General features: G+C 50.0%; 19 protein-coding genes. 10 read left to right on the top strand and 9 right to left on the bottom strand.

Annotation, left to right across the window (positions count from 1 at the left end):
• The 7 genes from J7E85_RS12610 to J7E85_RS12580 all read right to left on the bottom strand — a co-directional run.
• Nucleotides 1-1,743, bottom strand: a 1,743-nt coding sequence (locus J7E85_RS12610) for an Ig-like domain-containing protein (protein ID WP_215158253.1), incomplete at its 3' end; no start/stop codon positions are given.
• A gap of 457 nt (nucleotides 1,744-2,200) precedes the next feature.
• Nucleotides 2,201-4,981 carry an endo-beta-N-acetylglucosaminidase gene (locus J7E85_RS12605; protein WP_215158251.1) on the bottom strand — a complete coding sequence of 927 codons (2,781 nt, stop codon included), beginning with the start codon at nucleotides 4,979-4,981 and terminating at the stop codon, nucleotides 2,201-2,203.
• A 94-nt stretch (nucleotides 4,982-5,075) separates the two neighbouring features.
• Nucleotides 5,076-6,596 carry an ABC transporter substrate-binding protein gene (locus tag J7E85_RS12600; protein WP_215158249.1) on the bottom strand — a complete coding sequence of 507 codons (1,521 nt, stop codon included), beginning with the start codon at nucleotides 6,594-6,596 and terminating at the stop codon, nucleotides 5,076-5,078.
• A 128-nt stretch (nucleotides 6,597-6,724) separates the two neighbouring features.
• On the bottom strand, nucleotides 6,725-7,672 hold the full coding sequence (locus tag J7E85_RS12595) for a carbohydrate ABC transporter permease (protein ID WP_098749517.1): 948 nt from the start codon (nucleotides 7,670-7,672) through the stop codon (nucleotides 6,725-6,727).
• Nucleotides 7,673-7,693: 21 nt separating this feature from the next.
• On the bottom strand, nucleotides 7,694-8,623 hold the full coding sequence (locus J7E85_RS12590; protein ID WP_215158247.1) for an ABC transporter permease: 930 nt from the start codon (nucleotides 8,621-8,623) through the stop codon (nucleotides 7,694-7,696).
• A 250-nt stretch (nucleotides 8,624-8,873) separates the two neighbouring features.
• The gene (locus tag J7E85_RS12585) at nucleotides 8,874-10,424 is read right to left on the bottom strand and encodes a response regulator (RefSeq protein ID WP_215158245.1); all 1,551 of its coding nucleotides are present in this window, start codon (nucleotides 10,422-10,424) and stop codon (nucleotides 8,874-8,876) included.
• Entirely contained in the window at nucleotides 10,421-12,205 is a 1,785-nt protein-coding gene (locus J7E85_RS12580; RefSeq protein WP_251035673.1) for a sensor histidine kinase, read from the bottom strand. Before J7E85_RS12580 ends, J7E85_RS12585 begins: the two co-directional genes overlap by 4 nt.
• Before the next feature lie 294 nt (nucleotides 12,206-12,499).
• Here J7E85_RS12580 and J7E85_RS12575 point away from each other — a divergent pair, with 294 nt between their 5' ends.
• Together J7E85_RS12575 and J7E85_RS12570 are read left to right on the top strand one after the other, a co-directional pair.
• Nucleotides 12,500-12,712: a hypothetical protein gene (locus tag J7E85_RS12575; RefSeq protein ID WP_215158241.1), complete on the top strand. Its 213-nt coding sequence runs from the start codon at nucleotides 12,500-12,502 to the stop codon at nucleotides 12,710-12,712.
• Nucleotides 12,713-12,792: 80 nt separating this feature from the next.
• The gene (locus J7E85_RS12570; protein WP_215158239.1) at nucleotides 12,793-15,417 is read left to right on the top strand and encodes a family 16 glycosylhydrolase; all 2,625 of its coding nucleotides are present in this window, start codon (nucleotides 12,793-12,795) and stop codon (nucleotides 15,415-15,417) included.
• Between the two features lie 193 nt (nucleotides 15,418-15,610).
• On the opposite strand, the gene J7E85_RS12565 is transcribed toward J7E85_RS12570, so the two are convergent.
• Nucleotides 15,611-16,126 (bottom strand): hypothetical protein, encoded by a 516-nt coding sequence (locus J7E85_RS12565; RefSeq protein WP_215158237.1) that lies wholly within the window; start codon nucleotides 16,124-16,126, stop codon nucleotides 15,611-15,613.
• 394 nt (nucleotides 16,127-16,520) lie between these two features.
• Between J7E85_RS12565 and J7E85_RS12560 the strand changes: the two genes are divergently transcribed.
• The 8 genes from J7E85_RS12560 (at nucleotide 16,521) to J7E85_RS12525 (ending at nucleotide 23,861) form a co-directional block, all read left to right on the top strand.
• Nucleotides 16,521-17,972, top strand: a complete 1,452-nt coding sequence (locus tag J7E85_RS12560) for an AcpB/EbpR/MafR family transcriptional regulator (protein ID WP_215158235.1) — start codon at nucleotides 16,521-16,523, stop codon at nucleotides 17,970-17,972.
• Nucleotides 17,973-18,107: 135 nt separating this feature from the next.
• On the top strand, nucleotides 18,108-18,818 hold the full coding sequence (gene deoD, locus J7E85_RS12555; protein WP_215158233.1) for a purine-nucleoside phosphorylase: 711 nt from the start codon (nucleotides 18,108-18,110) through the stop codon (nucleotides 18,816-18,818).
• Nucleotides 18,819-18,867: 49 nt separating this feature from the next.
• Complete coding sequence (locus tag J7E85_RS12550) at nucleotides 18,868-19,467, top strand: ECF transporter S component (protein WP_215158231.1); 600 nt, start codon at nucleotides 18,868-18,870, stop codon at nucleotides 19,465-19,467.
• A gap of 44 nt (nucleotides 19,468-19,511) precedes the next feature.
• Nucleotides 19,512-20,261, top strand: coding sequence for an energy-coupling factor transporter transmembrane component T (locus J7E85_RS12545; RefSeq protein ID WP_215158229.1), 750 nt, complete (start codon nucleotides 19,512-19,514; stop codon nucleotides 20,259-20,261).
• The gene (locus J7E85_RS12540) at nucleotides 20,258-21,118 is read left to right on the top strand and encodes an energy-coupling factor ABC transporter ATP-binding protein (protein ID WP_215158227.1); all 861 of its coding nucleotides are present in this window, start codon (nucleotides 20,258-20,260) and stop codon (nucleotides 21,116-21,118) included. Before J7E85_RS12545 ends, J7E85_RS12540 begins: the two co-directional genes overlap by 4 nt.
• Nucleotides 21,115-21,921 (top strand): energy-coupling factor ABC transporter ATP-binding protein, encoded by an 807-nt coding sequence (locus J7E85_RS12535; RefSeq protein WP_215158225.1) that lies wholly within the window; start codon nucleotides 21,115-21,117, stop codon nucleotides 21,919-21,921. Before J7E85_RS12540 ends, J7E85_RS12535 begins: the two co-directional genes overlap by 4 nt.
• A gap of 23 nt (nucleotides 21,922-21,944) precedes the next feature.
• Nucleotides 21,945-22,898: a nucleoside hydrolase gene (locus tag J7E85_RS12530; protein ID WP_215158223.1), complete on the top strand. Its 954-nt coding sequence runs from the start codon at nucleotides 21,945-21,947 to the stop codon at nucleotides 22,896-22,898.
• A gap of 27 nt (nucleotides 22,899-22,925) precedes the next feature.
• Nucleotides 22,926-23,861: a nucleoside hydrolase gene (locus J7E85_RS12525; protein ID WP_215158221.1), complete on the top strand. Its 936-nt coding sequence runs from the start codon at nucleotides 22,926-22,928 to the stop codon at nucleotides 23,859-23,861.
• A 42-nt stretch (nucleotides 23,862-23,903) separates the two neighbouring features.
• On the opposite strand, the gene J7E85_RS12520 is transcribed toward J7E85_RS12525, so the two are convergent.
• Nucleotides 23,904-24,503 (bottom strand): uracil-DNA glycosylase, encoded by a 600-nt coding sequence (locus J7E85_RS12520; RefSeq protein WP_215158220.1) that lies wholly within the window; start codon nucleotides 24,501-24,503, stop codon nucleotides 23,904-23,906.
• Nucleotides 24,504-24,677 lie beyond the last annotated feature (174 nt).

The raw sequence follows: 24,677 nt of genomic DNA, 5'->3' as shown, positions 1-24,677 counted from the left end.
TTTGTCCGAAGCTTCTTCAAGCTTCGCAAGTGCCTCATCAACTTCTTGCTGAGTGGCATCCGGTTTGTTCAGCACCGCTTGAGCTGCCGTAAGCTCCTCTTGCATCACTTGCCAGCTCTCCGAAGTGTATTCTTTCTCGGTGAGTGCTTGCGCTTCGGTTACTTTTGTTTCGAGTTTCGACTTATCTACTGGTGTCACTCGAACCAATTTGTCCAAAGCTTCTTCAAGCTTCGCAAGTGCCTCATCAACTTCTTGCTGAGTGGCATCCGGTTTGTTCAGCACCGCTTGAGCTGCCGTAAGCTCCTCTTGCATCACTTGCCAGCTCTCCGAAGTGTATTCTTTCTCGTTGTGAGCTTGGGCTTCTGAGACTTTCGCTTCAAGGACGGTTTTGTCGACCGGAGCGTTTACCTTTACAACCCTTTTCACCACTTCCGATGTCTTGCCGTCTTTTGTCGCTGTCGCTTCTACAGTGTAATCGCCATTCGGTAAATCTTGCTTCGGCGTTACACTCCAGTTGCCGTTCTCGTCCGCTAAAGTTGTCAATGTTACTCCATCAGTTACTTTGACCGTCACTGTTGATCCTGGTGTTGCTGTACCTGCAAACTTCGGTTTGCTCGTGTTCACTGTGCTCTCCGGCTCAGTCAAAGTTACGGTTGGAAGTGGGTGAATCTCATTGGCTGTCAATGTAATTAGCTTGAAGCCAACAATTTTCCCGCTTGGGTCAATCTCATAGACACCAACATATTTATTCGTGTCTACATCCACACCCGCAATGTTAGCTCCCGGAACATAGTCTTCGGCTCCCACTGGAACATCCTCTCCCCGAAGTGGAAATGAGAGCAATTGATCCGAAACAAAGACTTTGAAAGAATTCCCATTCGCCGGCTCGCCTGTTATTTTGGTCGTACCTGCTTCAGTTCCCTTTGCTGCTGTAACTGCCAGCACATCGGCAGGCGTGATGGGGCCGTCCCAAAATTTGATGGAATACACTTTGCCACCTGTCGTTTTCTCGTCTCCTCCGGAAGCATAATCATCATGGAAGAAACCGAAACGAATCTTCTCATCAACCACATCAGGTATTGCATCTCCCGTAGGATCAGAAACTTCAAGTTCTTTATAAAACTCTCCGTCGACGATCATGTAAGCTTTAAATGTATTCGTGCTGGCATCTCTCGTCGCAAAAATGTCCACAATTTGCCCTACTCCAACTGGTGTGCTTCCAGAAGGACCAATATTATAAAACTTCAACTTCTTGTTGCCATCAAAATAAAACCCTTGATCAGCCGTCTTATTCTTATAATCAATAATTTTCGTCCATCTGCTATTAAACGAATCGTAAGAAAAACGCACACCTATAGAATAGCTTTTACTAATCTCTTTCCCAGCGACTGGATCTATGTCGAGAGTAAAACCTCCACCCCTTTGGGCGGTAGTGGTCCATCTCCAATAATTCCCTGCGCTATCGTTATCATATTGAGTGGAATCATTGCCATACGTTTTCCCACCATATGTACCGGAGACTTTTTTTAATACAGAACTACCCTTTTTATCCAGCGGCAACCCACTGTCTGGATTCCCCGGTTCGGGATCCTTAAATTCATAATCCACGATAAGATTAGCTATAGATTCCGCTTTCACTACCTGTGGTGCGAACACACCAGGAAAAGCCCCTGCTATAATAACGAACGAGAGCAAAATCATAAGCTGTTTCTTCCAATAATACTTGCTGCTTCGTTTAGACACGCTTCTTATCCTCCTATTCGTTTCGTACCACCTGACCTTTGTAGAACCAGTTGGAGATCATATGGACAGGTTTCATTGTGCAGAAATCCACCCGCCGGTTTCTTACATTTGCAGGAGTATTCGAATTCTTGCATACACATATCGGGTGTCTTGTCCTATGGCTCAACCGTTTTGTTCCTGAACGTAATGTTCCGGCAATGCATCTCAATTAACGGTTTGCTCAGGCTAGGTTTACGCATACCCTCCTCTCTCCATGAAACATATAATTTCAACGAAAATGACATCATACAACTAATTTCAACACCCTAATACATCAGATTAGCAGCCCTATCTATACAAAAACTATACATGCTGGACTGGGGCCTTGATGGCGGTTTTATGACGGGCCCCGACGATATGGACAATCAAAAAAAGAGCGTTCCCCACTTAAGGGAAACGCTCTTTCCAGTCATCCAAATTATTTCAGGCCCAGCACTTCAAAATCATAAATCCGCGTTGCCGTATCCCCGCCTTGTGTCGCCTTCTCTACTTGAAGACGCACGTACTGTGCGGAGGTAAGTTCGATGGCATGGTTGCTGACCGCTTTCGTATTGTCTTTGACCGATACCGCATCCTTCCATTCCTTGCCGTCCGAGCTTACCTGAATGGAGAATGCCCGCGTATTGAACGCGGCCGGCTCGCCTCCGGCTTCCGCATGCTTGATCACAAATTCGCTGATCTTATGCTCGGCTCCCAAGTCCACCGTCATCGAATGAGGCCCGTCTCCGACAGCACACCATTTGGTAGCCGTATTACCGTCCACCGCAAATTGAGGTGCTTCCTTCTCATTCACGAAGCTGGATGCTGACGTTTTCTTGCCAAGGGCAAGGTTACCAACGCCATTCTCCGCTTCCCGTGTAACCGTAATGAGCTTCTTCCGTACCAAGTCCTCGCCAACGCTATTTTTAGCGGTCAGCGTCACTTCGTACGTACCTTCCTCCGGATATGTCACTTTAGGATTCTGCTCCGTGCTGGACGCTGGCTGTCCACCCGGGAAGCTCCAGCTCCAGGACTCCGTCACTTCCGAGGAAAGATCCGTGAATTGTACCGTTTCTCCCGGTGCGATCAGTGTTTTATCCGCCTCGAAGGCTGCAACCGGCTTCGGATATTCCGGCCAGTCAAAGCTTATCGACGATGCTTTTCCTTGTTCGTAATGACGGTTTACCGGAATCACGACCATTTTGGTTGACTGCTCTTTCAGCTTCCGCTTCATTTCCGGCACGTAATACACGGTATTCCCCGTCATGCCCATCAACTCGTACTTGCCGTCCGGATGAACACGGTATACCTGGTAGTACATCACGTCCTCAGCCTGTTTCGGTGCCTTCCAAGACAACCGCGCATCCCCATATATTCCGTCGCGGAAGTCGTTCTCGATCACCAGAAGATCGGTCACCTGGTGCGGTTTCTTCGCCTTATCATTCACCTGGGCAACGGCCAGTTTGCCGATATTGGCCCGATAATCCGCTATGTCCGCGGCAGATTCGAATTGAAGCGAGATTCCCACGATCGTGCGGTCTTTATACTTGTTCAGCTTGACGCTTCCCTGCTTCCAATCCTGATCCGCGCCCGTGGCGGTCCACTTGCCAGGCTCGAAAAATTCATACTTATCCGGCGCATCGGAGAATGCCAATCCGATCTTCACCTTGGCGTCCTTCGCATTGTCCGCATAGACGAGTGATACTTCCGTCGTCGCTTCAACCGGGATATTTGCCTTATACAGCTTGACATGGGTGGAGGAGCCTTTGCTTACGGCACCCGTCACCTGAAGCGAGCTGCCTCCGTAGTAAGATTTGCTGAAATCAAATCCAGGCTTGAGGGCCTCGCCTGTGCCGCTTAGCTCGGTGATCCAGCGCCAGGTCGGCAAAATATCCTGCAGGCTCCGATTGCTCCAGTCGCGGTTTCGCATCACTTTGCCGTCCACCGCAAACAAATGGCCGTTACCCGTATTGAAATGGGTGACAAATTCGGAGTCAGTGAGCACGGTTTGGGCAACCACATCATTCGCAATCCCTCTCCAGGCAAGCGGATCGGTCCCTTCAGGCTGCGAGGTCTTGGCCGGATTCATTCCAGGTCCCACCCAGAAAACCTGTTCCTTTTTCATATACTCCTCATGGGTTTCAGAGCTGTTGAACGCCCAATCGGGACGGTAAATGCCGAGGGAGGTCGTTGCTTTCTTGCCGTCCGGGAACACAACTGGCCAATTGAACTTGCCTTCGTAGCCGTTCGCCTCGACATCGATGCCAGCGTAAAGATCATACGGGCTGCGGCCAAGCTCCGCCGCTTTGGCCGGGGAATTTAAGAACGGCGTGATGTAATCGTATTTGCCGTTCTTCTCATCCTTGTACTGCCAGCGGAAATCGATAAACATATTGTCGGAAATCCGCTGATTTCCCGCCTGGAAGAACATCTCGTTCTTATCCGTCAAGGCTCCCTGCCACTTCACCGGTCCCTCCTTGATCATGGAATCGTACCAGATCACTTCCATGCCTGGCGCTTTTTTCTGCTGAAGGTACGTTAAAAACTCAGCCATCTTGGCGGCATCCTCAGGCGTTCCGCCCTGAGTTTCCTGATTGATAAACCAGCCGTCAAATCCGTAATACGTAGCAACCTCAATCAGTCTGTCTGCCACCGGGAAGGATCCGTCCTCCCGCTGCTTAAACAGATCATGCAGCCATTGGATCTTGCCTCCATGCTCGGTTTGCGGTAAGAAAACGGTTCCAAAAACAGGTACGCCATTCTTGTGAGCCGCATCGATCACATCGGCGCTTGGCGGAACGATCAATCCTTCGCCTGCCGAGCCGCCCCACATCACCAGCTTGTCGATATACTGCCAATTACTGAATGTATAGGTATGGAACTTCTCCGAGCCTTGGGAAGGAGCTCCGCTTGTGCTTGGATACATGGAAGCAATCGATAAAACCTTCACTTCCTCCTTGGCATTGCGGTTTACCTTATTGCCCTGGATACGCTGATCCTCCAGCTTAACCATTCCCCGGTTAAAAAGCGCATCCTTATCCGTGGACGGCGACCACTCCAGCAGCGTGTTCGGATACCAATATGACGAGTGAGGCTGTGCTGCTTCGGCTTCTCCAGCAAAACCCGTCAGGGACGCAGCCAGCACCGCCGTGCTCATCCATACGGTCATTCTGCGCTTCCACTGGGCTTTCGTTAAATAATCCGGTTTGATTCGTTTCAATGGAACAACCTCCTATATGTTTATAATTTCAAGGAATGACAGAGAGAAACGGCCGTTAATCAGCCGTTTCTACCCTTCATACACTTTTTACGAATTACTTGTTTTGAGCCTTCCACTCATCAAACTGCTTTTGAGCTTCAACGATAACTTTGTCAATGCCAGCATCCTGGAACTTTTGTTTTGCTTTTGGCAGGTATTCGTCAGGATCGATGGAGCCGGTATACAATGCAGGAATAAATTCCTTCGCTACGTTCGTGATGGCCGCAACCTCCGTTTTCACCGGAGCCGTGTCAAAGTTAAAGCCGAACGTAGGAGCTACCACAGCGGAGCTGTTAAATTTCTCGAATGCTTCCCACTTGTCCTTAGGCTCGCCCTCATGAAGGTAAGTTAAGAACATATTGCCGAGCGCAAATCCAGGCATGGCATAGCTCTCTTGCATAGCAGGCATATCCTCGATGTACGGCTCTTCAAGCTTCTTGTAGTGCGTTCCTTCCAAACCGTATTGAATCATATTCCGGAGTTTCACATCTGTGTTAAGCAGGTTCAAGAACATCATCGCCCGCTCCGGATTTTTGGAGTAAGAAGAAATCGCCATCATTGAGCCTGCTGCGGAGCTGGTGTAAATGACAGGGTCATGCATCGGTCTTGTCACAATGTCATATTTTGCGTTTCTGGACCAGCCGAGCTCTGCGTATGGCTGGGTAATCTCGCGGTCCACGAGCCATTTGCCGGTTTTGATGTTATCAATGCCATCCAACGTCGCTACGTCCTCGCGCACATAACCCGCTTTATAGTATTTGCGCATCGTGGTCAGAGCCGATTTCAGTTCAGGTGAATCCAGCAAATTCTCAAATTTAAAGTCTTTGGTGTCAAGGTACATACCGATCGGAATTTCATCGCCAAGCGGGAAATCAACCGGCAAGTACGGCTTAAAGCCTTTCGGCACGGCAAGCGGTGTAATATCCGCAGGCTCGCTCTCTTTAATCGTTTTCAGAAGCGGCTCGAGATCCTCAAGCGTCGTTACATTGGAAATGTCCAGGTTGTACTTATCCAGATACTTCTTATTGAAGCGCCATACAAACTGTTGTGCCAATTCCTTGTTGGCCGGGATGCCATAGTTCACGCCGTTGACCTTCGTTCCTTCCAAGAAACGAGGATCCAGCGTTTCCTTAATGCCTTTTCCATATTGATCAAGCAGGTCATTCAGCGGTTTAAACGCGCCCTTCGCTGCATTTGGAAGATAATCGAACGCCCATGAGCTAGTGAAGGCAATGTCATAATTCTCGCCGGAGCTTGTAATAACCTGCATCCGCTGGCTGTAATCGCCCCAGTCGATCATACTGATCTCGATCGTTGCATTGATTTTTTCTGTCAAATATTTATTGATTTCCTCTTGAACCACGGGAAGATCCTTCTGGTTAGGCCCGATCATGTACATTTTTAGTTTGACCGGATCCAGCTTGGATACATCGACCGTGCCGTCGCTTTGAACGGCTGACCCTTCTTTCGAAGGTTCGCCAGGCTTAGCGCCTTCCTTACTGCCGCAAGCCGACAATACGACCGTCAGCAGAAGCACGAGAGCAAGGGACAGTATAGAGACCTTTTTCTTAAACATGTGTTTTTCCCCCTGTATCACTTAATGGTTAATGCTATATTGACACCGCTTACACACTTGAGACATCAAAGCCGGATTTCTCCGGCAGTGTGCGATGCGGGTACAACCTTATGAAATTATGCTTGAAATTATCCTTTGACCGAGCCTACGGTCAGGCCCTGGACAAAATATCGTTGGAAGAACGGATACGCCATCACAATCGGCAATGTCGCCAATACGACCATCGCCATCCTCACCGTCTCTGTCGGCAGGCCAGCTGCTGCATCGAATGAACCGATATTTTGCGCATTCTGCGTCAGAAAGTCCATGTTCTTCTCGATCTTCATGAGCATGAACTGCAGCGGAGGCGTTGCCTGCGGATTGTTATAATACAGCAAGGCGTTAAACCAGTCGTTCCAGTACCCTAAAGAGCTGAACAAACCAATTGTGGCAATCCCCGGTAGCGAGACCGGCATCACAATTCGGATAAAGGTCAGAAATTCGCCGGCGCCATCGATTTTGGCGGACTCAATAATTTCATCCGGAATCGTCGTTTGGAAAAAGGTCCTCATGACAATGATGGAGAACGCGCTCAAGGATAAAGGAAATATCAACGCCCAGATTGTGTTTTGCAGATGCAGAAACTGGGTCATCACGATATAACCAGGTACCATACCGCCTGAGAACAGCATGGTAAAGAATGCAAGGAAGCTGAAAAAGCCTCTGAATTCAAAGTTTCGACGGGACAATGCATAGGCATAAGTCGTAACCAGAGCCAGACTCACCAGCGTCCCCAGTACCGTGACCAGGAGCGTTAAGCTGAATGAGGATAGCAATTCGCCTCCCGTTTCGAAAATATATTCATACGCTGCCGTACTGAACTGACTCGGCAGCAGCCTGAAGCCTTCCAAGACCAGGGTCTGTTCATCCGTCAAGGAAATAATAATAACAAATAGAAACGGAAAGATACAGGAGAACGAGAAGATGCCGATCACGATATTGAAAATCGTATTCCACAAAGGGGAGATGGCGTTATAGTCTCTCTTCTTTGAACGCTTTGCCGGCTGACTGGCGGTTTGTGTTGATAGCTGCGGCATTATAGGTACACCTCCCTCGGATTAGAAGATCGCATGATCTTTTTCAATTTTACGAACGATATAGTTAGCGACCAGGATCAGAATCAATCCTACAAGCGATTGGTACAAGCCCGCCGCCGTACTCATTCCGATATCTCCCATATTGATGAGTCCACGGTAAACGAAGGTATCGATAACATTCGTGACCGGATACAAGGCGCCCGAATCCTTCGGAAGCTGATAGAACAATCCGAAATCGGAACGGAAGATGCCCCCGATTGCCAATATGGTCAGTATGATCATCAGCGGTTTCAACAGCGGAATCGTTATGTATCGTACCTGCTTCCACTTGGTGGCTCCGTCGATGACAGCCGCTTCATAATAAGACTTGTCGATCCCTGTAATAGCGGCCAGGTAAATCACGCTGTTGTAGCCCACGCCTTTCCAGATGCCGACAAAAACGAGAATGTAGGGCCAATACTTCGCTTCCGAATACCAACTGATCGGATCTCCTCCGAAATAGGTAATGATTTGATTCAGCGTCCCTTTGTCCACACTCAGGAAGGTGAACGCAAAATAACTGATAATAACCCACGACAAAAAATGCGGCAAAAACATGCCGGTCTGATATACCTTGGCCGTCCGCTTGTTGACAAGCTCGCTTAGCATGATCGCAAAGCCCACTGCAAAGACCAGACCCAGGATGATAAAAGCCAGGTTGTATAGGATTGTATTCCTCGTAATGATATAGGCATCATTGGTTGTAAACAGATACTCGAAGTTTTTGAACCCTACCCATTCGCTGTTGAACACGCTGGCGAAAAAGCCGTCCGGACTTATACGGAAGTCCTTAAAAGCGAGAACGGTGCCGAACATAGGCAAGTAAGCAAAGATAAGAAACCAGATGGTTCCGGGCAGTATCATCAGCAGCATAAACCGGTTGCGTATTACCTTTTTGATGAACCCCGACATGAGCACTCCTCCTCTTCCCTGTTAAATACAAGTGATGCGACTGTTGTAGAAGATCCCCCATGATCTTTGTCGATGCGGCTATTCTATCACTCGCCCTTTAACTACTATTATTGTGCCAAGTAAGCGCTATCGCGCTCAAGTTGAAAAATACTAGAACGGGATGGATAAATTAAAGAATCCCCAAAAAACAGCAAAGAACAGGCCAAAAGGTTATCCACCCTGAGCCTGTCGCAAATGGTTTACTGTTAATTCAGATCCGATACATGGACCTCATTTCGGTTGGAGATACGCCTGTATATTTTTTGAACTGCCTGTAAAAGTACGAGCTGTCCGTATAACCTACGCTAAACGCAATATCCGCCGTCTTCTGATCCGTATGTAATAGAAGCTGCGTTGCTTTCTCGATGCGGTACTGGTTCAAATAATCCGAGAAGCTTGCGCCGACCTCCTGTTGAAAAAGCTGCCCCAAATAATTCGGATGCATCTGCAGCCGCTGACTCAGCGTCTTCAGAGAAAGCTCTTCCGGATAATGATGCTGCACCTGTTCCACAAGGAACGAGACATGCAGGCTATAGCCCTGATCCGCTTCCTGCAGGCGCGCGAGACTGCGCTCGACGATACGCCATACATGATTTCGGAGCCCATGGAGCGTATTAATCTGGTGCATTGGTGTAAATACCTCGCTGTAATCGGGGTTTTTCTCCATATCCTTCGCCGTGATCATCAGTTGGACTGCCGCATTTAAGCAGGTTCCCCGGGGTACCGTCTGCTCCCCGCTGCCACCGCCGAGAACGGACTCGATATAAGCCTGCAAGGAGGGAACGTCTCCCTCGATCAACAGCTTTGCGAATGTGTCGGGACGAGCGGACGGCGAGGTAGCCTGAACGGACTTCGGTTCCGCAGGCGGACTGTAAAGGGTCATGTCATCTCCGGCAATCAGACAGGCGTTGAAATAGCCCTTCGCCTTCCTGTAGCTCTCCTGAATATCTTTGAAATCATTGAGTCCCGCATTGCCTTCAGAGCACCACATGCGCAAGCCAGTCAGCTCTCGCAGCTTGGCCATGACATTTTTCATGCCTTCCCGCGCGGCATCCCTCCGCTCATTCATCGTGACCGACATCACAACGATGTCGTCATCCGCATCGGGGAAGCAGATCACCTCATGATCTCCCCCCAGCTCTTCCGAAAAAGCCCGGCAATATTCATCGGCTAGGCTGGTTAAGCGATAAAGCTGGGATACCGGGCGTTCGTCGGATATAAGCCGCAAAACATAAACCTGGTAAGACACATAATTCAGCGGAATGCCGAGAAGTTCGGCTCTTTGTTTTAATTCCGAGCTTTTGATTTCGCCGTTGACCCATCGCTGCAAAATATTGCTGCGGAGGATCTTCCAATCCTCCTCGGAGCGAAACCGTTTCAATTCCTCGCGCTCCCAATCCCCTCGGATATGCTTAATGGTCGCTTCCAACTCCTCGATGTTGATCGGCTTCAAAATGTAATTCTGAATACCGAGCGTGATCCCCACCTTCACATACTCAAACTCTTCGTACCCGCTCAGCACAATAAATTTGGTACGGGGGTGCATTTCTTTAACCTTCTTGATAAGCTCGAGCCCATTCATTCTTGGCATCATAATATCCGTAATCAGCAGATCCACCGGCTCTTCCCTCAACCGCTCAAGTGCCTGTAACCCATCGTTGGCCGAACCTGTTACGTGCAAGTCGTAGTTCTGCCAATCCACAATGGTGGCTAAGCCCTGAGCAATCAAAGGCTCGTCATCAACAAAAAATACCTTCCTCATGTCGTCTCCCCCTTGCGAAGCATCGGTATTTCCATACGGACCTCGGTTCCCTGTCCCTCCGTGCTGTTTATGGACACCCCATAATCATTTCCGTAATTCAGCACGATTCGTTCATGCACGTTCATCAGCCCGATCGAACGGTAACCCTTGTCGGGAGGCTGGAGGACCTTGTCCAGCATGCCGCGGATTTGGGTCAGCTTTTCCTCCGGTATGCCCGTTCCATTGTCCGATACGATGATCACAACCCGGTCATCTGCCCGACGGGCACGGACTGAAATTTTATTGTTGTCTTCCAGCGGGCGAAATCCGTGAACGATATAGTTCTCCACGATCGGCTGGACCAGCAGCTTGATAATGCTGACATTTTGGATTTCCGGATCCACCTCGATTTCCGTCTCCAGCCGTCCGTCATAGCGAATGCGGAACAAGTCGAGATAAACGGAACACATGTCCATTTCCTCTTCAACGGTAACCACCGTGCTTTTTTTCACCATGTTCTTGAACATGACCGACAAGCTGTATATCATTTGACCCACTTCCTTCGCCCCCACGAAATACGCCTTCATGCGAATGGATTCGAGCGTATTGTATAGAAAATGGGGGTTGATCTGGGATTGCAGGGCAACCAGCTCCGCGTTTTTTTGCTTGATTTCCGAGGTATACATTTTATCGATATATTGCTCCAAACGGTCGCCCATGTCGTTAAACCGGCGGGAAATCTGCTGAAGTTCGTCTTCGCCGGACATCTGAATGCGCGTCGACAGATCCCCTTCGCCGATCCGGTTCATCGAGCGGATAATCCACTGAACTTTTTTGGAGAACTTGCGGACGATCGTAAACGTAATCGCAAAACTGGCCGCCATAAACACAAGGGTGACCAGGATCAGTCCGGTTCTTAAACTCTCCGTGCTCTCTTCGATCAGGGATTGCGACACAATCCCTACCACCGATAGGCCCGCATTGCCGACATTCAAGATGTTCACCTTGGAGGGTTCATCCAACTCCACCCAGTCCCCGGCTTTTTCCTGCTCCAGGTGGTAGGGATAGGTTTGGCCGTAGTACTCATCCTCCGAATCGTAAATCACGGTTCCCTGTGCGTTCAATACCAAAATCCGGCCTTTTACCGAAGCACGGCTCTCCAGCCAGGAAGAAATTTGCCGAGCGTCGAACTCCACATTCATCATTCCCACCCGATGCAGCGTCCACGGATCCTTCAGCTCTCTCGAATAGGAATACGATCTTGGACTGGAGCCTCCTGAACGCGAGGACTCGTTTTGAGGCATGGTATCCCAGCTGTGCTGCTCCCGGCGGGCGAACCAGGTCTCCCACTTGTTCTTGGAACCCGCTTCATTATTCAACTGCTGGTTGGTCCGGCTGATATGCATGTAAAAATTGTTCGGATAGCTGTAGATCGACACACTTCTGGCGCTTGTTTCCTGCTCCAGATAATTTTTCAGCAGGGTATTGAAAGACCGTAAACGCTGCTCCCCTGTCTTGGTGTACAAATCCAGTCGGTATTTCAGGTAACTCTCATATTCATGGTTCAAAAAATAGATCAACTCATCGCTCAGCGTGGCATCTCCGTAAATCTGCTGAAATATATTCTGTATGCCCTCATACTGCCGACTCAAATAAATATTAAGAACATGCGCGGATTTGAGATTCGCATCGGTCTGCTCGCGGAGTATGCGCTGCGTTTGGTATTGATAAACCAGAGTTGCCGCAATCGCAAACAGCACGATCATGACGGTCGAGTACAGCACGACGATTTTGTTGAACATTTTTCGCTTTAGATGATTTAAATAGAATTGGCGCAGTCTAAAAATATGAAACACACCCTGTTCTATAATGGTCACTTCGGCACCCAGTGTACACCCTTTCCGTAAACCCGGCAATTGAAATTTGCATCGTTATGAAGCTCAAAGAAATACATCGCCCCCTTTTCGAAGCCCTCCAATCCTGAACTCCGTCCATACAACCGGACGGTGCATCATCGTTTTCCTAGCGCGGCATGTCAGACGGTCCAGGGAACGGGAAATGGCATCCGTTCGTCCTAACCGAACGCATAAACGGAAATGCTAAACTACAATTTGAAATGGAATGGGACAAGTCAGCACAATGCATTTATGACATCGAAGAGCAAGGAAGCTGGATTGGAGATTGGAGATGAATGCCTGAAAGATCGAGCCACTGGACTCGATCTTTCTAAGCCAATAGGATATAAATCCGAAATAATGGGGCACAACCAAAAAAATGGTACCTATCCTTCTGATTATGAAATTCGATAGAATTAAGATGTTCCTCGCTGTAAGCGGTTTCCTTTATACGCATATGCTGGGGAATCCATTTATCTTAAGGGAGGGTATTTATGAAGCGATCACAAACTTCGGAAAGGCGGTATAGGCAAAAGGTATTGAGCTTATTCTTAGCGGTCCTGATGCTGGCTAGCATCGGCCTATTGCCGACTTCGAAGGTTCAGGCTGCTGGAACCACCATTACCTCGATGTCTTACTTTTCAGCTGCAGACGGGCCTGTCATCACCAAATCAGGGGTTGGCCAGGCCAGCTACGGCTTTGTCATGCCGATATTCAACGGAGGCTCTGCCACCTGGAATGATGTTGCCCAGGACCTGGGAGTAAAGGTAAAAGTAAATGGCAGCTGGGTCGATATCGACAGTGTCAGCAGCTTTGTCTATAACCAGAACTGGGGTCACTGGAACGACGGCGGCTTTACCGGCTATTGGTTCACGCTCTCCACAACGACAGATATTCAGCTGTACTCCAAAGCCAATGAGGTCAAGCTTGAATATTCACTAGTCTTTCAAAACATCAACAAAACAACCATCACCGCGATGACCCCGACCCAAGGACCGCAAATTACAGCAGGGTTTACGGGCGGTGCCGGCTTTACCTATCCTATTTTCAACCATGATCCGGCCATAACCTATGCGGCCGTAGCAGATGATTTGAAAGTGTATGTGAAGCCTGTAAACAGCAGCCAGTGGATCGATATCGACAACAATGCAGCCAGCGGCTGGATCTATGATCAAAATTTTGGCCAATTCACTGACGGAGGCGGCGGCTACTGGTTTAACGTAACGGAATCGATTAACGTCAAATTAGAATCAAAGACCTCTTCGGCTAACATCGTCTATACCATCACCTTTAATGAGCCCGTAAGAAACTCTTATGTCCTTACGCCTTATGAAGGAACGACCTTTACAGCCGATGCGAGCGGCGCTATCGGCATCCCGCTGCCTAAGATTGATGGGGGTGCGCCAATCGGCACGGAGCTTGGTAATTTCGTATACCAGATTAACATCAACGGGCAATGGGTGGATCTGGATAACTCAAGTCAGAGTGGATTCGTTTATTCCGCTAATGGCTACAATAACATGTCCGCTGCCAACCAGTGGGGATATTGGGCGGACCATATCTATGGCCTGTGGTTCCAGCCGATCCAGGTGGATATGCAGATCCGTATCGGCTATCCACTAAATGGACAGGCAGGTGGAAGTGTGGGCAGCAATTTCGTCAACTATACTCTGATTGGAAACCCGGATGCTCCTCGTCCGGATGTAACCGATCAGGAGGATATTCCGATCGGAACGCCAAACGACTCAGCCATCGAGGGCATGAATCTCATCTGGCAGGATGAATTTAACGGAGCCGCGCTCGATCAGAGCAAATGGAATTATGAAACAGGTTATTATCTCAATGACGATCCTAATACCTGGGGTTGGGGCAATTCGGAGCTGCAGCATTATACCGATCATGCACAAAATGTTTTTGTACAGGACGGAAAACTTAATATCAAGGCTTTGAACGAGCCAAAATCCTTCCCGCAGGATCCAAGTCGGTATGCACAATACTCTTCTGGCAAGATTAACACCAAAGATCATTTTTCCCTCAAGTACGGCCGAGTGGACCTCCGTGCAAAGCTGCCTACAGGCAACGGCATCTGGCCTGCGCTCTGGATGCTTCCCCAGGATAATGTGTATGGAACATGGGCATCATCCGGTGAAATCGATGTGATGGAAGCAAGAGGACGCTTGCCAGGCTCGACGAGCGGCGCCGTACACTTTGGGGGACAATGGCCGACGAACCGGTATCTTTCCGGTGAATATCACTTCCCTGAAGGGCAAACCTTTGCCAATGACTATCATGTTTATTCCGTAGTCTGGGAAGAGGACAACATTAAATGGTATGTGGATGGCAAGTTCTTCTTTAAAGTGACCCGGGATCAATGGTATTCCGCAGCGGCGCCAAACAATCCGAATGCTCCTTTCGATGAGCCGTTCTACCTCATTATGAATCTGGCGATCGGCGGGACCTTTGATGGCGGCCGGACCCCGGATCCGTCCGATATCCCTGCAACGATGCAGGTAGACTATGTGCGTGTGTATAAAGAAGGGGAAGGCGGCGGCCAGAATCCAGGAAACGTGCCAGTTACCGGCGTAACGGTGAATCCAACCACGGCACAGGTGGAAGTCGGGCAGCGTGTTCAATTAAATGCCAGCGTGGCACCGTCCAATGCAACGAATAAGCAGGTCACCTGGTCCGTTTCCGGTTCCAGCATCGCTTCCGTGAGTCCGAACGGTCTTGTGACCGGACTCGCTCAGGGTACAACAACCGTCACAGCGACGACCGCTGACGGCAATAAAGCAGCCAGCGCCACCATCACCGTTGTGCCGGCACCATCCACCGTGATCGTCATCGGCGATGAGGTGAAGGGCCTGAAGAAAATCGGCGATGACTTGCTGTTCTATGTCAATGGCGCAACCTTTGCCGATTTACACTATAAGATCAATAATGGCGGGCAACTGAATGTAGCCATGGCCCCAACAGGGAACGGTAACTATACCTACCCTGTCCGTAACCTGAAGCATGGGGATACCGTCGAGTACTTCTTTACCTATAACCCGGGGCAAGGAGCACTAGACACGCCTTGGCAGACGTATGTTCATGGGGTAACGCAAGGAACACCGGAGTAAACCGCCCGGACGATCATGAACGTGGTTGAACAACCGGTGCCTACTCCGGGCTGCGAGAACGCAATGGGAAATAAATCAAGGCAAACAGAAGGCCGTCGACATCATCGACGGCCTTGCTTCAGTGGATCAGCTATCGTTGATTCTCCGTTAGCTGAATCAATGGTCTTAATATTTTTTGCATGTCGCTTCAATATTACGACTGTACACTCGCCGCTTTACTCGCCTGTCTGGAATGCAAGATTTTCATGGCGTATCTTGCTATTGGCTGTGCGACCAACATTTCAATCCAGAACGCTACGCCAAAGTTCCGAGGCCAGGTATGGAGGAAATTTTTTAACGGATCCAGACTTATGTGTTTGGTGCCAACCATAGGGCCAATAATGGAGAGTAACAGAGATAATACCGTTACATTTAGAACGATATTTAATAATACTCTTGCATTGAATCCATCGGTCTGTCCCACAAATTTGGGCATCACCTTACCAACGAGCGGGCTTGCGATCAGCTTTACGCATAACACGACGATGACCCACATCACAGGGATCACTTTTAGACTATCCATGTAAACTTCTTTACTGAAACCGCGTTCCAATCCTATAATAATCGGCGCGATCGTGTTTACTGAAATAATCGATATGATCAACAAAAATAATATACCCTCTTTTCCGTTTCTAGGCAGTCTTGTCTCTACGTACTTCTGGGTTGCCATTCCCTATCATCGCCCCTTCATATAAATGGTTCACCGTGTTATTTTAGCGATTTCGGGGCTTCTTCATAAGTGAACGTTTTGTGAACATTCTCGCCTCACTGATCATTCGGTCATCAAGCGTTTTACACCAACACGTCGTTAAATTTTCTGATATACCAATTGATTAAAACCCAAAAGCCCATTACGATTACTTATAAGATACTTGTCCTGAGAGTCATAGCTATCCTCAAAATAGAAAGAGCACATGGACTATATGCCGCGTAAAACGGGAAGCCTTCTGAACGTTTGACGCGGCTGTTTATAAATACGTACATTACGTCCCATACTTAGGTCTATCAACGGGTGAGAGGATTGACATCTAACCGACTCGTTCAGCAAGGGAGAGAACAGACGCATGGAAAAGGAATTCATACTGACACACAAGCTGTTGACCCTGCTCGATTCCGAATATCGCTGGTTCACCCTTGCCGAGATTGAAGAGCAGCTTGGCGTATCGGACAAAACGATCCGTAAAATTATCGATGAAACCAAGCAGGAGCTTCCTCCTTCGATTCATTTTGAAATTTCACGGGGAAAAGGCGTCATTCTCCATTACGATAAACGAAATGTCGCGATTGGCGAGGTCATCTCTTCCATGTACAGGCAGAGAACCTTCTACCAGCTGCTCGATGTGCTTTTTGCCGAGGGAGGGCGCTACTCGCTGGATGAGCTGGCCGACAAGCTGTATATGAGCTCTTCCTCGCTGAAAAAGCTGATCATCCGGCTGAACAACCATGAATTGAAGCGATACCATTTGCGCATTGCGTATTCCATGCCAGAGGTCAAAGGCAGTGAAATCAGCATCCGTTATTTTTATTGGAAACTGTTTTACGATGCCTATGAATTCTCCGGCTGGCCATTTGGCGACATAGACCAAGCCCAGATCCATGAGTACATTACGGCAATCGAGTCGGAGAATGACATCGTGTATTTCCTCAACGCCAAGCGGAGCTTGTCGTTTCTGGCGGCGATCATGATTACCCGAGTGCTGCAGGGCAAATATGCGGATGTTCCCAACGGGCCATATGACTGGGAGAACCGCAAGCTTCACGCCTCTGTTGCCGCATTGGCCAGAGCGCTGGAGCAGCGATACGCCATTCATTTGCCGCTGGACGAAATCCGGTTTCTGCAGGCCATGTTCAGCTTGGGCCAATACAATTATTATGATGAAGCGAAAGTCAGCGCGATGATATCGAGGGAGAAAGCGAATCTCGTGCAAATTGGGGAGGAAAAATATCAAATTATCAATCATTTTCTCATGCTGGCGCTTGCCGCGTTCCCTGCGATTGATATGAACGACCGGTTTATCTGGGAAATCGGGGATTTCTTCGAGAAGCTCCGACTGGAAAATGCGCTTCCCGATCTGATCGCCATCTGGGCAAGCAGCCTGACGGAATACGTCCAAAGTGATTGCCGGCCCATGTACCAGAGCGTAAAGAGCTGCATGCTCGAATGGAGCCAGCGCTACCCGGGCATTCAGTATAACGATTATCATCTGACGAAGCTGACGCTGTTGATCAGCTCCAGCTTGCGCTATAACAGCAAAAAAGCTTTCCTGCTGATCGGAGAGGAATTCTCCATCCGCCATTACGTCGCCAAGCTCATTAAGAATGAAATCGGTGATGAGCTAATCATCAACACCTCCATTATGGAGGGGCTTACCGATGAAATGATTCAGAAGCACGGCATCGATTTCGTGATCAGCACGTTTCCCGTCGAGCTGCATACGGTGCCCGTGGTCATAATTTCAACGATACCGACCAAACGGGATTTGGAAAATATTCGCAAGGAATTAATGCAACCATGAGGCTCATGGTTGCATTTTTCCGTTAAGCTCCGTAACTTTCTGGTCTTGGTTATGCCTCCGATTCTGGCTATGATGAAGGCAGATCAAGAATAAAGCGCTTTCTTAAGAGGGAGGCCAGTAAGCAGGAGGAGCAAGATGAGCATACATTTAGGAGCAAATCAGGGAGACATCGCAGAACGCGTGCTGCTGCCCGGCGATCCGCTGCGGGCCAAGTTTGTGGCAGAGCACTTTTTGGAGGAGGTATATTGTTACAACGAAGTGAGAGGCATGTACGGATACACCGGCCTTTATCAAGGGGTTCCCGTTTCTGTCCAAGGTACGGGAATGGGCAACCCGACCATGAGCATATATGCGACGGAGCTGATTCAGGATTACGGGGTCAAAAAGCTGATCCGCATCGGTACTTGCGGCGCCATGCAAAAAGAGCTTCAGGTCCGCGACATCGTACTGGCCCAGGCCGTATCCTCAGACAGCAATCTGATGGAAAAAATATTTTATGGCTGCAACTTCGCTCCAACTGCCGATTACGGCATGTTAAGCAAAGCGCATCAACTGGCTCAGGAGAAGCAGGTGAATGTTTTTGTCGGCAACATCTATAATTCAGATGAATTCTATAGGGAAACTTTGGACCGTCTTCATAAATTCATGGACTTTGGTGTGCTCGCGGTCGAGATGGAAAGTGCCGCCCTGTACACGCTGGCTGCGAAATACGGCGTCAGGGCCCTGTCCATATTGACGGTAGGCAGTCATCTGCTGACCAATGAACGCTTGTCTCATCAAGACAGCGAGAAGTCCTTCCACGACATGGTAGAGGTCGCGCTCCATACCATCTTAGCGGACGAATAGTCTTCCGTATCTGATATCTTTACAAACTATGCTCTAGGGGGAAAAATCAATGGGAATCAAACGCGGATTTAAATATGATTTTTCGTTGTTGGCCATTTTGTTGATCCCGATCGGGATCGCAATCAACTTTGTCGGTGCACAAATCATACTGCTGCTCAAGCTGCCGATTTACCTGAACACCATCGGGACGATTCTGACGGCCATGATCGCCGGTCCTTGGGTCGGTATGATTACGGGGGCCAGCACCAATCTTGTTGTCGGCATAACGAATCCGGTCTCGTTCGCATTTACGCCTGTTCAAATGGCCGTCGGTCTGGTGGTCGGCCTGCTCTCTATGAGAGGCATGTATACGAAGCTGTGGAAAGTGATCTTGTCTTCATTCGCTGTCGTACTGGCCGTTCTTATCGTGGCCTCTCCGATCCAGGTGCTGATGTTTGGCGGAGCCACTGGCAACTCTTCGGATGCTGTGGTTGCTACATTCCTGGCCTCCGGTCAACAGATCTGGACAGCGGTATTCTCAACCAAAATCCTGGTAGAAAGCGTCGACAAAATCATCAGCAACGTCATTGCCTTTGTCATTGTGATGAAGATGTCCCCAAGATACTTGTCCAAGCTCAATTACGGTGCAGCTTTTATCAAAAAGAAATGACGTGTAGTCCATAATGGATACGCTTTCATAAAGGAGGGGTTCTTGTGAATAACGAACGGTCCTTGTTGAGCCGTCTTTATCCAACAACCAAGTTTATGGTTACCATCGCTTTATGTTTGGCCGCATTTATCGTGCCCGGCTACGGGTTCAGCTACGCCGTTCTACCGATTTGCATGCTGCTGGCCTACTTTGCCGGCAGCTTTAAGGAGTTTTCCAATCTGGCGATCAAGGCTCTGCTGATGATAGTTGTGTTCATCTTTATTCTGCAGAGCTTCTTCTATCCAGGCAACGACATTCTGTGGAGCTGGAGCATCTTCTCCATCAAGCGGGAAGGACTTGAGTTCGCCCTGTTCCTAACATCCAAAATCGTGGCGGTGGCATCGGCCTTCATTCTGTTCTTCCGCATCACCAAGGTCAAGGATTTGGTCCATTCCCTGGAACAGATCGGCCTGCCATCCAAAGTAACCTATGTCATCTTGTCCACCTTACAGCTCATTCCGGAGATGAAAAAACTGACTCACGTCATCATGGATGCCCAAAAAACAAGAGGCGTTGAAACCGAAGGCAAGCTGCTTGTCCGCATGAAGGCCTTCCTGCCGACCCTTAGTCCGCTAATTCTCGGATCCGTGGCAAGCACGGAAGAACGGGTACTGACGCTGGAATCTAGAGCCTTCTCGGCCAATGTCAAAAAAAGCAGCATCTACAAACTGGAGAAAACAAAGCATGACCGGCTGGTTCAAATTCTGCTGGTCGTACTGCTTGCTATCTTAATCGTCTGGAGAGTTGTGCTATGAGTATCATTACGATCAAGAATCTATCCTACCAATATCCGATCAGTGAGTCCAATGCACTCAAGAACGTAAATATAACGATCGAAAGAGGCAAGCTATATGCGCTGATCGGGGCCAACGGAGGCGGAAAAACGACCCTGTGCAACGTCATTCGCGGGTTTATCCCCCACTTCTATAAGGGAGATCTGCACGGCGAGGTGCTGATCGAAGGCAAGGATATCCGCGAATGGGAAATGGGCGAGCTCTCCCAAAAAATCGGCTATGTGTTCCAGAATCCTTTTACACAGATCAGCGGCGTGAAGGATAACGTGTTTGAAGAGATTGCATTTGGCCTTGAAAATCTGGGCATGGAGCCCGCACTTATCCGGGAGAAGGTGGATCAGGTCATCAACATGCTGGAGATCGATTATTTGCGGGACAAAAACCCGTTCGAGCTCTCCGGCGGCCAGAAGCAGCGGGTTGCGCTCGCCTCCATCATCGTCATGGAGCCGGATGTGCTGGTCATTGACGAGCCGACCTCGCAGCTTGATCCGAAGGGAACGGAAGAAGTGTTCAAGATTATCGAGCTGATGAAGAAAAAGGGGAAAACCATCATACTCGTCGAACATAAAATTGAGCTGATTGCCGAATATGCCGACGATGTCATCCTGCTGAGCGAGGGTGAAGTAGCTATGCAAGGCAGCTCGCAGGAGATTCTTACCGATGAGCGTGCCCTGGCATTCGGAGCCGCGCTTCCCCAATATTCGCTGTTCGGCCTGGACATGCGCAAACGGGGGATGGATCTCGGGAGCATACCCTTAACGGAAAAAGAAGCCCTCGAGGCCGTGAAGACATGGATGAAGAAGGGGGTTAACGCATGAGCTTTCTGACTTTGACGAATGTTTCCTATGCCTATCCGAACGGCTACAAAGCGGTGGATGGCGTCAACATGTCCTTTCAAAAGGGGGAATCCGTTGCCATTGTCGGCCAGAACGGGGCAGGTAAAACGACCACCGTCAAGATGATGAACGGGCTGCTCAAGCCTTCCGAGGGGGATGTCGTCATTGACGGCTGGAATACGCGGGATTATACCACCGCGCAAATATCGCGGAAGGTCGGCTATGTGTTCCAGAACCCGGACGACCAGATCTTTCATAACGATGTGTACAGCGAGATTGAATTCGGCCCCCGCAAGCTCGGCCTTCCGGAGGAACAGGTCAAAGCGAATGTCATGAAAGCGGCGGAGCTGGCAGGCGTCGTTCCGTTTCTTAAGGACAATCCGTACAATTTGCCCTATTCCATGCGTAAATTCGTAACCATTGCCTCCGTCATTGCGATGGATTCCAGCGTCATCATTCTGGATGAGCCGACGGCAGGTCAGGATCTTCCGGCCATGGCGCGGCTCGCCCATCTGATCGAGGCTTTAAACCAGGAAGGAAAAACCATCATCACCATCACGCATGATATGGAATTTGTCGTGAACAACTTCGAGCGGGTTATCGTCATGGCGAACCGTCAGGTCATTGCGGATGATGATAAGCGGGCCATCTTCTGGAATCTGGATGTGCTGGAGCAGGCGATGCTGAAGCAGCCGCATATCAGCAGGCTCAGCCACTCCCTGGATATCGGCCATAACATCCTGGCGATACCGGAGCTTGCGGACGAGCTTGCCAAGCATAAGTGAGGGAACAAGGGAGTGACAACGATATGGAGCAAGAGCAGGTTAAACACATCCTCTTGGATGTGGATACCGGCGTGGATGATGCCCTGGCGCTCATCTTTGCCGTAAAGTCCAATAAGCTGCATATAGAAGGCATTACAACGGTATTCGGCAATGTGGACGTGAAGCAGGCGACGAAGAATACGCTCCGGGTGCTGGAATTGGCGCAGCCCCGGTACGAAATTCCCGTTGCCATGGGAGCGGATGCCCCTTTATTTCGCCCTCGCCGGGAGAACGTAACCGCCATTCATGGAGTAAACGGCCTGGCCGGATATGAACTGCCGGAGGCGCGCCAATCGCCGGTGAACGAGAGGGCATCCGATTTCATCGTGCGGAAGGTGCGGGAACAGGCGCATGACATTACGCTGGTCTTCACCGGCAGGCTGACCAATTTGGCGGTGGCGCTCGCCAAGGACCCGTCGATCGCGCAGAAAGCCAAGCTTGTGCTGATGGGAGGCGCCATCAAGGTGCCGGGCAATATAACGCCCGTATCCGAAGCCAACATTCACGGCGATCCCGAAGCGGCGCACCGGGTGTTCGAGTCCGGGATTCCGATTACGATGGTGGGCCTGGACGTGACCGGAAAGGCCAAGTTCGGCGAGGCTCATTATCAACAGCTTATGAGCGGCTTCACGGATGAACAGGCAGAGTTAAAAGCTTTCATGCAGCATATATTCACCTTCAGCTTTGAGGCAAGCGACCGTTTGAACGAGGGCAGATACCGGCTGATGCATGATCCGCTGGCACTGGCTGTCGTTGAGGATGCTTCCCTTGTGGAGACGGAGGATTATTACATCTATATTGAGACAAAAGGACAGCTATCTTCCGGCGCAACGCTGGTCGACTTCAGACGTCCACAATCACGGACCAATGCCACTGTCTGCATGCAGGTCCGTGAAGAGGCATTCCTGGAGCATTATATCCGAACGGTGCTGTCATAACCGTCAGAGAAAGGAGGAACATGATTGATGCATCGAATCGTATTGGATGTGGATACGGGCGTTGACGACGCGTTGGCGATTGCCTACGCTGTCCGGTCTTCGGCTCTCGATATCCTAGGAATAACGACCTGCTTCGGAAACGTTCCGGTAGAGTACGCCACTCGCAATACGCTCCATGTGCTGGATCGACTTGGTGCAGCCGGAATCCCTGTCGCCATGGGGGAAGCCGCCCCCTTGTTCCATCCCTCGATGAAGTCGTATCCCGTCCAGTTTCATGGCGAGAATGGACTCGGCAACCTGGCATTCCCCGATCCGGCAGGCAAGCCGGTCTCAACGTCTGCGGCTGCCTTTATGGTGGATCAGATCCGGCGATATCCGAAGCAGGTAACGCTGATCTGCGTCGGTCCGTTGACCAATCTGGCTGCGGCCATTCTGCAGGCGCCGGAGATATCGTCGTTGGTCCGTCAGATTATCGTGATGGGCGGAGCCGTGGGCGTGGCGGGTAACCGCCGGATGCATGCGGAAGCGAATGTATACTCCGACCCGGAAGCGGCCCAGCTCGTCTTCCAATCCGGAGCTCCGATTACGCTGGTCGGACTGGATGTGACCATGCAGACCGAGCTCAGTCTAAAGGATATTCAGCGCTGGAGAGACCTGGATTCGGACCTGACCCGTTTCTTGGCCGACATGACTTCCTACTATATCGGAGGCTACCGGGAAGCCTATGGCGACCGGACAGGCTGTGCCCTGCATGATCCGCTGGCGGTAGCTGTCGCGATCGACCCAAGCCTGGTCGAAGTTCAGCCGATGGTGCTCCAGGTGGATCTGGAAGGCATCCACTCCTATGGCAGAACCATTGCCGATCTGCGGCCGCGTTGTACCGACCGGCCGAACGTTAACGTCTGCATCGGTGTCGACGCCAAGCGGTTCCAAGAGCATTTTATGGAGACATTGATGAGATAAGCTGCAGCATTAGGAGTGAACGCCGGGTGCGTTCGCTCCTCTTTATGTTCCCCTCGCTGCTCTTTCCTCCCACTTCTCCTTCAATCCTTTCAAATCCTCGACAAAGAACCTTAGCAAATTGGGTCTTCTTCTTACTGCCAGCGGGTGATAGGTGAAGCCGATCGGGATACCCTCAAACTCGTGCCAGCTCCCTCGCAACTCCTTGACGGCGGCGTTCTCCCTCTGCGGGAACAATCCTTCAGCCACGACATTGCCAAATCCGAATAGTACAAGCGGCTTCTTCTGAAGGAGCTGCCCCTGCAGATGCGGCAGGCATGCTGCTCGGGTTGCAGGCTTATCGTAAGCACGGGTTGGCCTTCGTTTCAACAAATAGGTGACGTAAACCGAGTGGATATCGATACCCGCTTCCCTCATACCGAGTTGGAGGGTTTCTCGGGTCCCGCACAAGAACGGATTACCCTCCCGGTCTTCCCGGGCTCCCGGATTATCCAGAATCATCATCAGCGAGCCTTGCGGATTGCCTTCCCCCCAGATGACACGATTCCGCTGTTTGCACAATTCGCAGCGTTCACAATGCTGCATATCTTCGGGCGCTTGCTCTTCTGGCAAGATGACGCAGGGGTGATCCAATTCCAAAGACATGCCACTCCTTCCTTTCCGTTATAAGCAATGGTTCCATTATGCCCACCTACCACCTAATGTAAAAACTTCCCTCGCGTATATCCGGTCACCCGTATTGTTGTTTGGGCCATCCCCCACCCATCACATTTATTTCCTTCACCGACGGATGGCCCAGTTATGTTCCGGCCTATCGGC

This window comes from Paenibacillus sp. ISL-20 (assembly GCF_018613005.1).
In the GTDB taxonomy this organism is placed as follows: Bacteria; Bacillota; Bacilli; order Paenibacillales; family Paenibacillaceae; genus Paenibacillus_AQ.
The sequence above is the reverse complement of the archived record's forward strand: the minus strand, read 5'-3'. Positions and strand labels throughout refer to the sequence as shown.

What these genes read in the sequence shown, in the direction of transcription:
- J7E85_RS12585 (WP_215158245.1), bottom strand. Translation starts at nt 10,424, where the DNA reads ATGAGGAAGGTATTTTTTGTTGATGACGAGCCTTTGATTGCTCAGGGC.
- J7E85_RS12525 (WP_215158221.1), top strand. Translation starts at nt 22,926, where the DNA reads ATGCATCGAATCGTATTGGATGTGGATACGGGCGTTGACGACGCGTTG.
- J7E85_RS12550 (WP_215158231.1), top strand. Translation starts at nt 18,868, where the DNA reads ATGGGAATCAAACGCGGATTTAAATATGATTTTTCGTTGTTGGCCATT.
- J7E85_RS12590 (WP_215158247.1), bottom strand. Translation starts at nt 8,623, where the DNA reads ATGTCGGGGTTCATCAAAAAGGTAATACGCAACCGGTTTATGCTGCTG.
- J7E85_RS12575 (WP_215158241.1), top strand. Translation starts at nt 12,500, where the DNA reads ATGCTAAACTACAATTTGAAATGGAATGGGACAAGTCAGCACAATGCA.
- J7E85_RS12540 (WP_215158227.1), top strand. Translation starts at nt 20,258, where the DNA reads ATGAGTATCATTACGATCAAGAATCTATCCTACCAATATCCGATCAGT.
- J7E85_RS12600 (WP_215158249.1), bottom strand. Translation starts at nt 6,596, where the DNA reads ATGTTTAAGAAAAAGGTCTCTATACTGTCCCTTGCTCTCGTGCTTCTG.
- J7E85_RS12565 (WP_215158237.1), bottom strand. Translation starts at nt 16,126, where the DNA reads ATGGCAACCCAGAAGTACGTAGAGACAAGACTGCCTAGAAACGGAAAA.
- J7E85_RS12570 (WP_215158239.1), top strand. Translation starts at nt 12,793, where the DNA reads ATGAAGCGATCACAAACTTCGGAAAGGCGGTATAGGCAAAAGGTATTG.
- J7E85_RS12595 (WP_098749517.1), bottom strand. Translation starts at nt 7,672, where the DNA reads ATGCCGCAGCTATCAACACAAACCGCCAGTCAGCCGGCAAAGCGTTCA.
- J7E85_RS12535 (WP_215158225.1), top strand. Translation starts at nt 21,115, where the DNA reads ATGAGCTTTCTGACTTTGACGAATGTTTCCTATGCCTATCCGAACGGC.
- J7E85_RS12530 (WP_215158223.1), top strand. Translation starts at nt 21,945, where the DNA reads ATGGAGCAAGAGCAGGTTAAACACATCCTCTTGGATGTGGATACCGGC.
- J7E85_RS12520 (WP_215158220.1), bottom strand. Translation starts at nt 24,503, where the DNA reads ATGTCTTTGGAATTGGATCACCCCTGCGTCATCTTGCCAGAAGAGCAA.
- J7E85_RS12580 (WP_251035673.1), bottom strand. Translation starts at nt 12,205, where the DNA reads ATGTTCAACAAAATCGTCGTGCTGTACTCGACCGTCATGATCGTGCTG.
- deoD (WP_215158233.1), top strand. Translation starts at nt 18,108, where the DNA reads ATGAGCATACATTTAGGAGCAAATCAGGGAGACATCGCAGAACGCGTG.
- J7E85_RS12560 (WP_215158235.1), top strand. Translation starts at nt 16,521, where the DNA reads ATGGAAAAGGAATTCATACTGACACACAAGCTGTTGACCCTGCTCGAT.